Genomic DNA, 12,969 nt, shown 5'->3' on the forward strand with positions numbered 1-12,969 from the left:
ACCGGCATTTGAAAAGGCGACGGATCCCGGATCCGTCGCCTTTTTCCTTGCGGTCAGCTGCGCAGGCGTTCGATGCCTTGTGCGAGCGCCACGTAGAGCTTGCCCATGTCCGACGAAAGCAGCGTGACGCCCAAGGCGTTCCCATCGCGCGTAGAAAGTATCTGACGCAGGATCGCTTCGAAATCGTGGATGTAGCGGCTGACATGTTCACGGAACGCATCGTCCCGTTCGAACAGTTGCTGGATCGATTTGACTTCGCCGGCATCGAGCAGGGCCACTGCGCGGCGCGTGAAGATGCCGCGATCGCCGCGCAGGTAGGCGGCCCAAGACGTGTCCGAAACATCCGCCGAAAGCGAGGTTGCGATATCGATCGCGTTCGAGTTCAGCGATTCGGTTATGAGGGCCACGCGGCGCGCGAAATCGTTGTCGACCTGCTCCTCTGCCCGTTCGCGGGCGTGGGCAACGCGATTTTCCAGGTTGCCGACCAGTTCGTCGACCTTGCCCAATTGATCGCGAAGCTGGATCGTCGCCTCGCGCGTGGCGCCCGATGCGTGGGCCACGGCCTGATCGAGCTGGCCGGTCACTTCGGCCACCCGCTGGCGCATCGCCTTGTCGATGGCCTGGGCGCTTTCCGAACCAAGCGATTCGGCCACGCGGCCGATGCGTTCGGCGCTGTCCGTCTCGATGGCGCCAACGGCATTGGCCAACGTGGTTTGAAGCGTTGCCACCGCATCGCGCAACTCACCTTGCGCCTTGCCAGCCGCATCGCTGGTGGCGATCTCGATCGCCGAGACGGACTGGCGCAATTCGTCAAGCAGCCGAGCATGGGCCTGGCCACTTTGGGCGAGTTCGGTTTGCGCTTCGAGCAATTCGGTGGTCAGCACCTTGAGGTTGCTGCCCGTGCTTTCGACCGTCCCGGCAAGTTCCACGCTGTTGCCATTCGACGTTTGCAGGGCGTCGAGCAGAGTCGAAATCGCGGATTGCAGGCGATTGAGGCGATCTTCGGACACTGCCAGCGATTCGGGCAAATCATGATTGGCGTAGCGCGCACTACCCTGGATGAGCTCCAGCAGGCGCACGCTGGCCTCGGTCAAACGGTCCACCTCACCATCGGTGGCAGTGAGGGTCGCACGGGCGGCGGTAAGGCGTTCGGTCAGCGCGGTGAGGCTGGCGGCAAGCCGTCCTTCCACGCTTTCGCTGCTGGAAACGATGGCGTCGAGCCGGCCTTGGTACCGCTCCAGCTCGGCCGTGATTGCGCCGGCGCGTTCGCCCAGTGTTGCGGCTTGCAAGCGATGGCGTTCCAGCCTTTCGGCAATGCCCACGTCTAGATCGCCCAGCATGAGTTCGATCCGGGCTGCTGCCGAACGCTCGTATTCCGATTGGCGCGACTGACGTTCCTCCAGATCGGATGCGAAACGTTCGCGACGTGCGGCGATGGTGCCGTCGAGCTGCTCTGCGTCGGCAGCGATCGCCTCCAGGCAGCCGCGCAGCGCGCCGATTGCCGCATCCTGCGTTCTGGCGATGCCGCGGGCGACTTCACGCTGTTCGTCCTCGAGTTCTTCCAGTGCCTTGCGCCATGCTTCGGCAGCCCGCCCTTCGCTGTCGCGCAGCGCGCGCGACACGACATCGCTTTCCTCGCGCAGGGAACCAAGGCGCGCGCGCAGGGAGGTGAGGCTTTCCTCTTCGTGCCGGTCAAGTTGCGCGCGGGTATCGGCAATTTCGGTTTCGAGCGCGCTGGCGCGGGTGCGAATTCCGGCGAGCGCCTCTACCTCGTGACGCTCCAGATCGGTGCGGAAGGCCTCTCCACGCACTGCCAGTGCGGCAAAGCGCTCGTCGGCAAGGTCACCCATCTGGTCGCACCGGGCAGTGAATTCGTCCAGCGCAACGCCCACAGCTTCGCGCAGGCGAGAGACCTGACGTTCGCTGGCCGACCCGAATTCGTTGAGGCGGTTGAAGCCATTGATCATGTCCTCAAGCTGGACATGGGCCGCACGCCCGGCATTGCCGATATTGTTGGTAACGTCCTTGGCGGAACTGGCGATCACCGGAAGCTGGCTGCGCAGCTTCTCCATGTTGTCCAGCGCGGCCACGCTGACGTTGCTGATCGAATCAATCCGGCCGCCATTGTCACGGATAAGATCTTGAAGGCGATCGGCATTTTGCGACAGGCGTTCGGTGGCAATTCGGCCCAGCGTTTCGAGATCGCGGGACTGCGCAGCCACGAATTCGCGTGCCAGGCTCAATTCGCGGTTCACCGTGACAAGGCGGGCTTCAAGATTGGCGGATTCCCGCGAAAGGGCCTGCGCGACATTGCCGAACCGCTTGGACTCGCGGGTGCTGTGGCGCATGGCCAGCAGCCACGCCAGGCCGATCAGCAGCATGGGAACCGCCCAGGTCGTCAGCACGGCGGGGATGGCGCCGACCGGCAGCGATGCCAGCAGAGGCCATTGTGACCAGAGGAAGAAACCGGTCCAGGCCAGCGCCATGGCTCCGGCGAGAGCAGGGAGAATCCAGTCCCTTGTGCGCATGGTTTCCGGGGCATCGACAGGCATGAACGCCTGCTGCCATTCCTCCTGAGACGGCGTCATCGTGCCGTTTCCGATCTCCGTCATGACCGGCTGCGTTTCCGCGCCATTGTCTTCATGGTTCGCGCCGAACGCGATGATCCTGTTTTCCCCAGCCATGGCCGCAGGATACCATGTGCGCCGCGTCGATAAACCCTACTTTAACCCTTCCCGGATTAAGCTGGGGAAATGGCATATGAAGCAGGCGCACTCGAAGCGACGCTGGCCGCCGCGGCCGGAGGGGACGCTGACCTTTTTGCGGAACTGCGTGCCTCCTACATCGAAAGCGTGGCACGACAGGCCGACCTTCTCTCGCGATCGCGGTGCGACGGCAACTGGCACATGGCCGCGATGCGGCTGAAAGGCATCGCCGCCAGCTTCCACAGCGCGCCCCTGCTGGCTCTGGCTGAAGATGCGCTGGATGCGGCGCCGGGAGATCCGTCCATCGTCCGCCGCCTGCGAGGCTATTTGGAAGAGTTTTCCGACAGCTGATTGCAGGCCCATGCTTGGCACTCGCCCGTCCCATGTCTACATGGGCGGGGGGGCGCTGGAGGGTTTTCAAGCTGCGTATCGCATTGCTCGCCATGACGGAGCCCGCCGCAGCGGGGCAGGCGGTTCCGCGCGCGTTCCTGCGTGTGGGCGGGGCAACGCTTGCGCGCCATCAATTGGGCTTGGCACTGGCCATGGACTGCCAACGCGTGATCTGCATCGCGCGCGGCGCTTCACCCGAACTCATCGCCTTGCAGCACGCGGCAGAGGATGCGGGGCTGCAATTCTACATTTCCACCGGATCCCGACCGCTTTCCGGCCTGGTCACGGCCAATGACGAACTTGTTGTCGTAAACGAGGGGTTGTTCGTCGATCCCGCCCGCGCGATCGAGCTGTTCGACGGCGTGGCGCCTGCGGTGCTGGTGCAACCGGTGGAAAATGCGCTGGCGGAGGGGTTTGAGCGCATCGACCTCAATCGAGCCGGTACCGGCCTGATGCAGATCCCCGGTCGCCTGGTGGAACAGCTTCACGAATTGCCGGCTGATTGCGACGTGCCCTCGGCACTGATGCGCATCGCGCTCCAATCGGGCGTACCCATGCGCGAAATCCCGGCGGATGCGCGCACCGGCGCGAACTGGCGGATGATCCGGTCCGATTCCGAGGCCCATGGCGTAGAGACGGAATGGCTGCGCACCCGCTTCGGTGCGGGAGAGCCGATGCCGCCGGGCCGGGCGCTCGCGCGGCAGGGCGTGGTCATGTTCGGATCGTCGCTGCTCCACGCGGGCAATGCAAGCAATGCATTGAGTGCGGCCGTGCTTGTCGTTCTGGCGATCGCCGGTGGTTTTGCGTGGTTTGGCGTGCTTTCGGTAGCGTTCCTGTTCGCATCGCTGGGGGCGGTGCTGGTGGAGGCCAGCCGCCTTATCCGGTCGGCCGAGCGGCAGGCACTGGGCCAGCTCCCGCCGGCGATTCCCCGCGCGAATGTGCTGGGTTGGCTGATCGACGCGACGTTTGGCCTGTTGATCCTGACTTCGGTTACCCGATTGTTCGGCGAAAGCCTGCTTTCGTGGATGTTCCCCCCGGCGATGTTGATGATGTTGCTGGCACTGGTGCCGCGTGTGGTGGCCGGGCCGGCGACACGTTTGATGGGCGATCGCGCTTTGCTTGGCGTGGTACTGGCGCTTGCCGCCGGTTTCGGGCAGGTAGAGCCTGTGGTGGAAGTTCTGGCGATAGCGCTGGTCGTCCTCGGCATGGCTCTTCCGCTGCGCCGCAAAGGATAACCGAGGCTTAACCAAGTACGAGGTAGATGGGACGGATGATAGACAATGCTGTCCATCCGGCCGACGCTCAGACCGTGGAGGCCCTGTTGCGCGCCGAACTCGCGCGGGGCGATGCCCTCGCCGAGAGCGTGCAGCCGGTTTTGCGGCACCTGCTGTCTGCGCAGGACGGCGCCTTGTTCAGCGACGAGGTGCGCGCCCGCGTGCGTGGCATGCTGGGCGATCTTGCGCGCGGACTGCTGGAAACCGCAGGCGGACAGGGCAAGCCGACGCCCGGCGCGGAGGAATGCGAGGCGCTGGTTCAGGCATTCATGGATGATCGCGGGTTGCTGGGTCATGTCCATGCGCTGGCGCTCGAATGGCATCTGACGGATCGTCTACAGGCGCGCCTTGCGCTTGATCCGGTGGTTTCTCCCCTGGTGCAGTCGCTGGTCTCGTCCGAACAGGAAGACATGCAATCGCTGGCGATGACCTGGCTGGCAGCGCAGGCGCGGTGGTGCCAGATGCAACGCCGGATGGGGCTTCCCTTTACCGAACTGCCAGGCGAATTGCTCTATTCCGCGCTCCAGGCCATGCGCATTGCCTTGGCGGGGACGGCCAACGCGCCGGCATGGATTACCGCGACCGAAGCTGCCGTAAGGGCGCGTTATGAGGAAGGTGTCAGCCGCCTGGGCCTGGCAGCGCGGCTTGTCGTGGCATTGGGCACCAGCGGCGGCACCGCCCTCACGGTCAATTACGGGGGGCTGGCGCTGTTCCTTTCGGCGCTGGCGCAGCGTTCGGGCACGGAGCGCGACGCTCTGGCTCTGTCCACGCACGAGGCGCAGGCCACTCGCCTGGCGCTGTCCCTGCGCGCAGCAGGATTAGCGCCTGACGAGGTGAAGCGCCAGATGCTGGTGTTCCATCCGACGTACGATCTGCCCGAAGCGTTCGAGCAGATCGGGGTGGACATGGCCGCGTCCATCCTGACGTCCGGACACCGGGCCGGCTGATGCTTGCTGTCGGCAACATAGTGGCTCGGGCCGAATGCGACGGGCGGGACAGCCTGACGCGTGCCGACGAACCGCTTGCCGGGCTGCAGGAGCGTTGCGGCGGCACGGTTCCCGGCGGCATCGCCATTCCCGACCTGTTGGATTTGGTCCGCAAGGCACGCGGATATGGCTTCCGTCTGGCGCGGGCGATCACCGCGTTCGATGGTGCCGAATTCGTCACCGCCTGGGTGGAAGTTCAACCGCTCTACGGTGAAGAGAGCGACGGTGAGGCGGGCTGCTGCGAGATCGTGGTCCGCAACTGGCAGGTAGCGCCGGTGCCGACCGAAGACACCGCAACGGTCGACCGTCGACGCACGATGATCGATCGCCATCTTGCCGAATTGACGGCGCGACTGGATGGTGCCCAACGCGTGCTGTCGGTGGAGACCGATAGTGCCGAACTGGCTGACGTTGCGGCGGCGATGGCATGCGGACGAGGGCGCCCATGGACCGAATTCCTCCCACCCGAGAATGTGACGCACAAACAGCCGCTGCATTGGCGCCTGCTGGACGGCGTGTCGGTATGCGTCGCCGGATCGGAACGGCCGTGGCGAGTGGCCCTGGTGCCGCAGTTCCAGCCGGGATTCGATCCCAGCGGCTTCGAACTCCTGCTGGTGTCGGATGCGCCTGCCGCGGTTCCTGCAGCGTCACCCATGATGGCGGAGCCGCTGACGCAGCGTAGCCTGGTGGGGCAGGATCTGGCGCCGGTGCTGCGTCAGCCGATCGCTCGGATCATTGCCAATGCCGAAACGATTCGCACGCGACTGGCCGGCCCGCTTCCAGACGCCTATGCGGAGTATGCGGGAGAGATTGCGGGGGCCGGCAAGCTCTTGCTGGCGCTGCTGGAAGACCTTGCCGATCTGGAAGTCGTCGAATCGGAGAGCTTCAGCACGGTTTCCGATCATATCGACCTTTCGGACGTCGCACGTCAGGCCGCCGGGATCCTGAATGTCCGGGCGCGCGAAAAGGGCATTAGCGTCGAAGTTCCGCATCCCAGCGAAAGCCTGCCGGCTGTCGCCGAATTTCGCCGCGTACTGCAGATTCTGCTCAACCTGATCGGCAATGCGATCCGCTATTCGCCAGAAGGTTCGCAAATCTGGGTGAGGCTGGAGGCTTTGAACGGCCGGGCTTATGTGACCGTCGCCGATCAGGGCGGTGGCCTCGCGCTGGAAGATCAGGAGCGGGTGTTCGAAAAGTTCGAGCGTTTGGGCCGCAGCGGCGATGGCGGCTCAGGCCTTGGTCTCTATATCTCGCGCCGGCTTGCCCGGGCGATGGGTGGTAATTTGACCGTCGAAAGCGCACCGGGGCAGGGCGCGCGGTTCCTGCTTGAACTGCCGTGCGACTACGAGACCTGAAATTCTTCGGGTGACGCATGCAAAGCGTCCCGTATTCAGCTGATATAAAAACCGAAATTTTCAGAGACGGTTGCCGCTGCGGCCGTTGTTGTTCCGGCATGCCAGCCATAGCAGGATCACGCCGACGCTGGCCATCACCGCGCCGCGAACGGCCCAACCGCGATCGTCGATCATGAAACTGTTGGCCGGCCAGAGGATCAGTCCGGTTCCCTGACCGACCCAGAGCGCGCCCAGCGCGACGGCCAGCAATCCGATGATGAAGGCGAGAATTCGCAAAAACAGCATCTTAGTGCCCCCGTTATGGCCCATCGGCTGTGTAGGAACAACTTGCGGCCAATTTGTGGCTTGCGCAACCTTATCCGCAATAATCCCTGCAAATGCAAAAAGGCCCCCGCTTGCGCGAGGGCCTTCGAGGAGCCGACCGCGACTGGCGCGGTCTTGTCCGGATGTCGTGATCAGCGCTGCGCCATCGGCACATAGTCGCGCTGCGTCGGGCCCGTGTAGAGCTGACGCGGACGACCGATCTTCTGGCCTGGATCCGAGATCATTTCGTTCCACTGCGCCACCCAGCCCACGGTGCGAGCCAGCGCGAAGAGTGCCGTGAACATCGTGGTGGGGAAGCCGATGGCCGAAAGGATGATGCCGGAATAGAAGTCGACGTTCGGGAAGAGCTTCTTCTCGACGAAGTACGGATCGTTGAGGGCGATCTCTTCCAGACGCAGGGCGGTCTCGAACAGCGGGTCGTTGACCTTCAGCGCGTCGAACACTTCGCGGACGGTCTTCTGCATGACGGTCGCGCGCGGGTCGTAGTTCTTGTAGACGCGGTGACCGAAGCCCATCAGGCGGAACGGATCGTTCTTGTCCTTCGCACGCTCGATGTAGTGCGGGATCTTGTCCGGCGTGCCGATTTCCTTGAGCATGTTGAGCGCGGCTTCGTTCGCACCACCGTGCGCAGGGCCCCACAGGCAGGCGATGCCGGCCGCGATGCACGCGAACGGATTGGCGCCCGACGAACCGGCAAGGCGCACGGTCGAGGTCGAGGCGTTCTGCTCGTGGTCGGCGTGGAGGATGAAGATGCGGTCCATCGCCTTTTCAACGGCGGGGATCACTTCATATTCTTCCGCCGGCACGCCGAAGGTCATGCGCAGGAAGTTGCCGGTGTAGCTCAGCGAGTTATCCGGATAGACGAAAGGTTGGCCGACCGAGTACTTGTAAGCGGCGGCCGCGATCGTCGGCATCTTGGCGATCAGGCGGTGCGAGCTGATCTTGCGATGCTCGGGATCGGAGATGTCGGTCGAGTCGTGATAGAACGCCGAAAGCGCACCGACCACGCCGCACATGATGGCCATGGGGTGGGCGTCACGGCGGAAGCCGCGATAAAAGTTCGCCAGCTGCTCGTGGAGCATAGTGTGGCGCGTGATGGTGTTCTTGAAGGTCGCCAGTTCGTCCGCGCTCGGCAGTTCGCCGTTGAGCAGCAGGTAGCTGGTTTCCATGAACGAGGAGTTCTCGGCCAGCTGGCCGATCGGATAGCCGCGGTGCAGAAGGACGCCTTCGTCACCATCGATATAGGTGAGCGCGCTCTCGCAGCTGGCCGTCGACGTGAAGCCGGGGTCGTACGTGAACTTGCCCGTCTGGGCGTAGAGCTTCCGGATATCGATCACATCCGGGCCGACACTGCCCTTGAGCACGGGATAATCGAATTCCGTGCCACCAGCATTCAGTTTGACCTGATCACCCACCAGTTCTTACTCCTTATATGTGCGACCCGGTCGTGGCGTCCGCCTGCGCGCCAATGCGAGCAAGGCTTTCGTCCCGGCCGAGCAGAACCAATACGTCGAAAATGCCCGGAGAGGTCGTTTGACCAGTCAGGGCGGCGCGCAGCGGCTGCGCGAGCTTGCCGAGGCCCAATCCCAGTTCCTCGGCCATTGCCTTCAGTTGCGCTTCCAGTGCCTCCAGGGCCCATTCGGACTCTCCGGAAAGACGCTCTTGGATCGCGGCAAGGCGCGAACGCCCCTCGTCGGTCAAAAGCGCCTGCGCCTTCTCGCTCATGGCGAGCGGACGCTGGGCGAACAGGAAGGCGGCGCCTTCGGCAAGTTCGTTGAGGTCCTTTGCGCGGACCTTCAGGACAGGCATGGCCTGCGTAAGCAGGGTCATGTCGGGATCTGTGAAGCCGGCCGTCTCAAGGCGCGGCTGAACGAGGCCGGCAAGCCGGGCATCGTCCGCTTCGCGCAGATAGTGGCCGTTGAGATTCTGCAGCTTGGCCAGATCGAAGCGCGAGGGGGACTTGCCGACATCGGCCATGTCGAACCATTCGACAGCCTGTTCGCGGCTGATGAATTCCTCGTCACCATGGCCCCAGCCGAGCCGCAGTAGATAATTGAACAGCGCTTCGGGCAGAATGCCCATCTCGTCGCGATACGAATCGACGCCCAGCGCGCCGTGGCGCTTGGACAGTTTTGCACCGTCCGAACCGTGGATCAGCGGCACGTGGCCGTAGACCGGCACGTTCCAGCCCATGCCGTGGATGATCACCAGCTGGCGGAACGCGTTGTTGAGGTGGTCGTCACCGCGCAGCACATGCGTCACGCCCATATCGTTGTCGTCAACCACGACCGCCAGCATGTATGTGGGCGTGCCGTCCGAACGCAGGATGACGAAATCGTCGATTTCCTCGTTCTTCACGGTAACCTCACCCTGGACGAGGTCCTGGATGGTCGTCTCGCCTTCGCGCGGCGCCTTCACGCGCACGACGTAGGACCGGTCAGCGGGCCAGGTCGACGGATCGGCATCGCGCCATTCGCTGTCGATGCGGAACGGGCGGCGTTCTTCCTGTGCCTTCTGGCGACGCTCGGCCAGTTCCTCCGAAGTGAGATAGCAGCGATAGGCGTGGCCGTTGGCGATCAGTTCCGCTGCGACTTCGGCGTGGCGATCAGAACGCGCGAACTGGAAAACCGCCGGCTCGTCTCCGCCAAGGCCAAGCCAGTTCAACCCATCGAAAATGGCTTCGATCGCCGGCTCCGTCGAACGGGCGCGATCGGTGTCTTCGATGCGGAGCAGATACTTGCCGCCGAAGTGGCGGGCGTAGAGCCAGTTGAACAGCGCCGTGCGGGCGCCGCCGATATGGAGAAAACCCGTGGGCGAGGGGGCAAAGCGCGTGACGACGGTCTTTCCATCCGCCTGTCCGCTCGATGCGCTGCCGCTTGCCATTGCTCTTACCTTCCGTCCTTATGTCAGCCATGGCCAGCCTAGCCGCCACGACCGATGATCCCGATGTTCCGGCCCTCGCCGGAGCCGCTGCATTGCAGCATCGCCCATGGATCAGCCAGAGCCACATGTCGAGCAGTTTGGCTGGTGTCGAGTGTTTTCTTTCGAACTGCACTTTCGACCGTGGGCCATGGCTTGCGGTAGGCTTTGGGGCCGGAATTTCGGCGTGGTTTACCATGCCCGACCCACGTTGGTGGATTGCATTTTGCGCAATTTGTGCGGTGGCTGCAATCGGACTCGGCGTCTGGCGGCACAGTCGGGAGGATTTTCCGCTCCTGCGCCTCGCCATCATGTCGTTGATGGCTGTTCTGGCGCTTGGTTGCCTGGCCGCGTGGGGGCGTTCCGCGACGATCGGCACGGCCCCGATTCCACGCCCTCTGTCTGGCACGTTTGAGGCTCGGGTGCTCGCGATCGAGGAAATGCCGGCGTTTGGTCAGAACCGTCTGACCGTGGCTATGCGAGAGCCGAGCAGCGGCAGGGCGATCAAGGTGCGAGTCAGTCTGCCTGACGAGATCGGCGTCGCAAACGGTCGATCGTTGGAAACGGGCGCATTGATCCGGTTCCGCGGCAGGCTGGTTCCACCGGCGGCACCGATGTTGCCGGGCAGCTACGATTTCGCCCGTGCGGCATGGTTTGCGGGGCTTTCCGCTTCGGGGCGGGTACTCGCGCCGGTCGAAGAACTGGAGGCGGGTGATCGCGCCGATGTTCTGGCCGCTTGGCGCTCCGATCTTTCCGGGCACATCCGCTCCAGACTTGCGGGTAGCAAGGCGGGCATCGCCATAGCCTTCGCAACCGGGGACATGGGCGCGATCGCTTCAGATGACGCCCGTGCGATGCGTGACGCTGGGTTGGCGCACCTGCTTTCGATCAGCGGCCTTCATGTCAGCGCGGTGATAGGTGCCGTCTACTTTCTTGCCATTCGCCTGTTGGCGCCTTTTCCCGCGATTGCGTTGCGATGGCGCCTTCCGATCGTGGCTGCGGGATTGGGTGGCTTGGCGGGAATCGGCTACACCCTGTTGACGGGATCGCAGGTGCCCACCGTGCGATCGTGTGCGGGCGCATTGCTGGTGCTTGGGGCGTTGCTGCTGGGGCGGGAGGCTCTGTCGGTCCGTATGCTGGCGACGGGGGCATTCATCGTGATGCTGTTGTGGCCGGAGTCCATCGTCGGCCCCAGTTTCCAGATGAGTTTTGCCGCGGTGTTGACACTGATCGTGGTGGCGAAAGCCGGGCCGGTGCGCCGGTGGATGGCGCCGCGCGACGAAGGCGTGCCGATGCGAGTGCTGCGTTCTCTGGCGCTTATGCTGGTGACCGGCGTGGCTATCGACCTGGTGTTGATGCCGATCGCGCTCTATCACTTCCACCGGGCGGGCATGTACGGCGCGCTGGCCAATCTTGTCGCAATTCCCTTGACGACTTTCGCAGTGATGCCGCTGGTGGCGATGGCGCTCATTCTCGACATCGTCGGCCTTGGGGCGCCGTTGTGGTGGCTTGCCGATCACGCGATAGCGTTGCTTCTCGGCTTGGCTCATGTCGTCTCGGACCTTCCGGGGGCGGTTCGCCTGCTTCCGGTCATGGGGACGCCGCATTTCCTGCTTTTTGTGGCTGGCGGCCTATGGCTGGCCTTGTGGTCGGGAAAAGAGCGCTTCTTTGGCCTGATCCCGGCGATTGCAGGTGTCGTTGGATTGGCGTTTGTCGTTCCGCCCGACATTCTGGTGAGTAGCGATGGCCACTACATTGGCATGGCCGTTGATGGTAAACGTCTGGCCGTGCTGCGGGAAAGCAAGAGCGGCTACGCTCTCGATAATCTGATGGAGGCCGCCGGGCAGCATGAAGCTCCGCTTCCGCTCGCCGGGCAGCCTCAGGTGCGATGCAATCAGGACTTTTGTGCGGCGACCCTTCAGCGAGGTGGGAGGGCGTGGCATGTTCTGATCGCGCGGAGCGACGCCTATGTCCCGATCCCTTCGCTGGCCCGCGCCTGTGATCGCGCCGACATCGTCATTGCCGATCGTTCATTGCCGCAAGGCTGCAAGCCCCGATGGTTGAAGATTGATCGCCCGATGCTGAAGCAGACCGGTGGCATCGCCATAGATCTGAAGGGGCAGGTGTTGCGAACGGTTGCCCAGAGCCAAGGGGATCATGGCTGGTGGCATCCCTGAGAAATGCGACCAGCCTTGAGCCTGTAAGGAATTCCGGCGACAAATTCATGCCGCCAGAGTCGCTGTCTCTCAGTGATATCGGCGCAGAATACCTGCCAGCTTGCCCTGAACCTGCACTTCCTCGGCACCATAGATCTGCGCTTCATATGCGGCATTCGCCGGATCGAGCCGAACCTTGGGGCCGTCGCGGCGCAGATACTTCAGGGTGGCTTCCTCGCCACGGATTAGCGCGACCACGATTTCTCCATCACGCGCGGTATCGGTGCGCTTAACGAGCGCAAGGTCGCCATCGAGAATGCCCGCCTCGATCATCGAATCGCCAGATACTTCAAGCGCGTAATGGTCGCCGGAGCCCAGCAGCGCTGCCGGCACCGGCAGCATCGACTGGCCTTCGATAGCCTCGATCGGAACGCCAGCAGCAATGCGGCCGTGCAGCGGAATCTCGATCACGTCGTTGGCCGGCTCGGGCGCGCGCGGTGCTGGGCGCAGTGCGACGGGCGCTTCCCGCGGTGCCACAGGGGCAGGCGCCTTGTTGGTAACGTCGTCGGGTTGGCGAAGCACTTCGAGAGCGCGGGCCCGGTTGGGCAGGCGGCGGATGAAGCCACGCTCTTCCAGCGCCGAAATTAGACGATGCACGCCGGACTTCGACTTGAGGTCCAGTGCATCCTTCATTTCTTCGAAGCTGGGCGAGACGCCGCTCTCTTCCAGGCGCACTTGTATGAACCGGAGCAATTCGTGCTGCTTGCGCGTCAACATCTGGCTGCCTCACCTGCATGGCCGCGATCGGCGGCCTGTTCCTTTCGCGAGGAACACATGGAGGTTCGTTCGCGAACAATGAG

The 12,969-nt window shown here is 63.7% G+C and carries 10 protein-coding genes; 5 read left to right on the top strand and 5 right to left on the bottom strand.

The annotated features are described in order from the left end of the window. Positions 1 to 53: 53 nt before the first annotated feature. Entirely contained in the window at positions 54 to 2,684 is a 2,631-nt protein-coding gene (locus WBP06_RS06465; RefSeq protein ID WP_395332982.1) for an ATPase, read from the bottom strand. Between the two features lie 69 nt (positions 2,685 to 2,753). Here WBP06_RS06465 and WBP06_RS06470 point away from each other — a divergent pair, with 69 nt between their 5' ends. From WBP06_RS06470 to WBP06_RS06485, 4 genes are all read left to right on the top strand, one after another. Further along, entirely contained in the window at positions 2,754 to 3,056 is a 303-nt protein-coding gene (locus WBP06_RS06470) for an Hpt domain-containing protein (protein WP_395332984.1), read from the top strand. Between the two features lie 92 nt (positions 3,057 to 3,148). Then, entirely contained in the window at positions 3,149 to 4,330 is a 1,182-nt protein-coding gene (locus WBP06_RS06475) for a hypothetical protein (protein WP_395332986.1), read from the top strand. A 35-nt stretch (positions 4,331 to 4,365) separates the two neighbouring features. Further along, complete coding sequence (locus WBP06_RS06480; RefSeq protein ID WP_395332988.1) at positions 4,366 to 5,316, top strand: hypothetical protein; 951 nt, start codon at positions 4,366 to 4,368, stop codon at positions 5,314 to 5,316. After that, the gene (locus WBP06_RS06485) at positions 5,316 to 6,710 is read left to right on the top strand and encodes a sensor histidine kinase (protein ID WP_395332990.1); all 1,395 of its coding nucleotides are present in this window, start codon (positions 5,316 to 5,318) and stop codon (positions 6,708 to 6,710) included. Before WBP06_RS06480 ends, WBP06_RS06485 begins: the two co-directional genes overlap by 1 nt. Positions 6,711 to 6,770: 60 nt before the next feature. On the opposite strand, the gene WBP06_RS06490 is transcribed toward WBP06_RS06485, so the two are convergent. The 3 genes from WBP06_RS06490 to gltX all read right to left on the bottom strand — a co-directional run bounded on the left by WBP06_RS06490 (position 6,771) and on the right by gltX (position 9,917). Then, positions 6,771 to 6,995 (bottom strand): hypothetical protein, encoded by a 225-nt coding sequence (locus tag WBP06_RS06490; RefSeq protein WP_395332992.1) that lies wholly within the window; start codon positions 6,993 to 6,995, stop codon positions 6,771 to 6,773. A gap of 170 nt (positions 6,996 to 7,165) precedes the next feature. Then, positions 7,166 to 8,449 carry a citrate synthase gene (locus tag WBP06_RS06495; RefSeq protein ID WP_395332994.1) on the bottom strand — a complete coding sequence of 428 codons (1,284 nt, stop codon included), beginning with the start codon at positions 8,447 to 8,449 and terminating at the stop codon, positions 7,166 to 7,168. Positions 8,450 to 8,462: 13 nt separating this feature from the next. Further along, the gene (gltX, locus tag WBP06_RS06500; RefSeq protein ID WP_395332998.1) at positions 8,463 to 9,917 is read right to left on the bottom strand and encodes a glutamate--tRNA ligase; all 1,455 of its coding nucleotides are present in this window, start codon (positions 9,915 to 9,917) and stop codon (positions 8,463 to 8,465) included. A 29-nt stretch (positions 9,918 to 9,946) separates the two neighbouring features. On the opposite strand from gltX, the gene WBP06_RS06505 reads away from it, so the two are divergent. Continuing rightward, positions 9,947 to 12,130, top strand: a complete 2,184-nt coding sequence (locus WBP06_RS06505) for a ComEC/Rec2 family competence protein (protein ID WP_395333001.1) — start codon at positions 9,947 to 9,949, stop codon at positions 12,128 to 12,130. A 69-nt stretch (positions 12,131 to 12,199) separates the two neighbouring features. Here the strand turns inward: WBP06_RS06505 and lexA are convergent, their stop codons facing one another. Further along, positions 12,200 to 12,886: a transcriptional repressor LexA gene (gene lexA, locus WBP06_RS06510; protein WP_395333003.1), complete on the bottom strand. Its 687-nt coding sequence runs from the start codon at positions 12,884 to 12,886 to the stop codon at positions 12,200 to 12,202. Between the last annotated feature and the right edge of the window lie 83 nt (positions 12,887 to 12,969).

The organism is Novosphingobium mississippiense (genome assembly GCF_044029535.1).
Lineage (GTDB): Bacteria > Pseudomonadota > Alphaproteobacteria > Sphingomonadales > Sphingomonadaceae > Novosphingobium.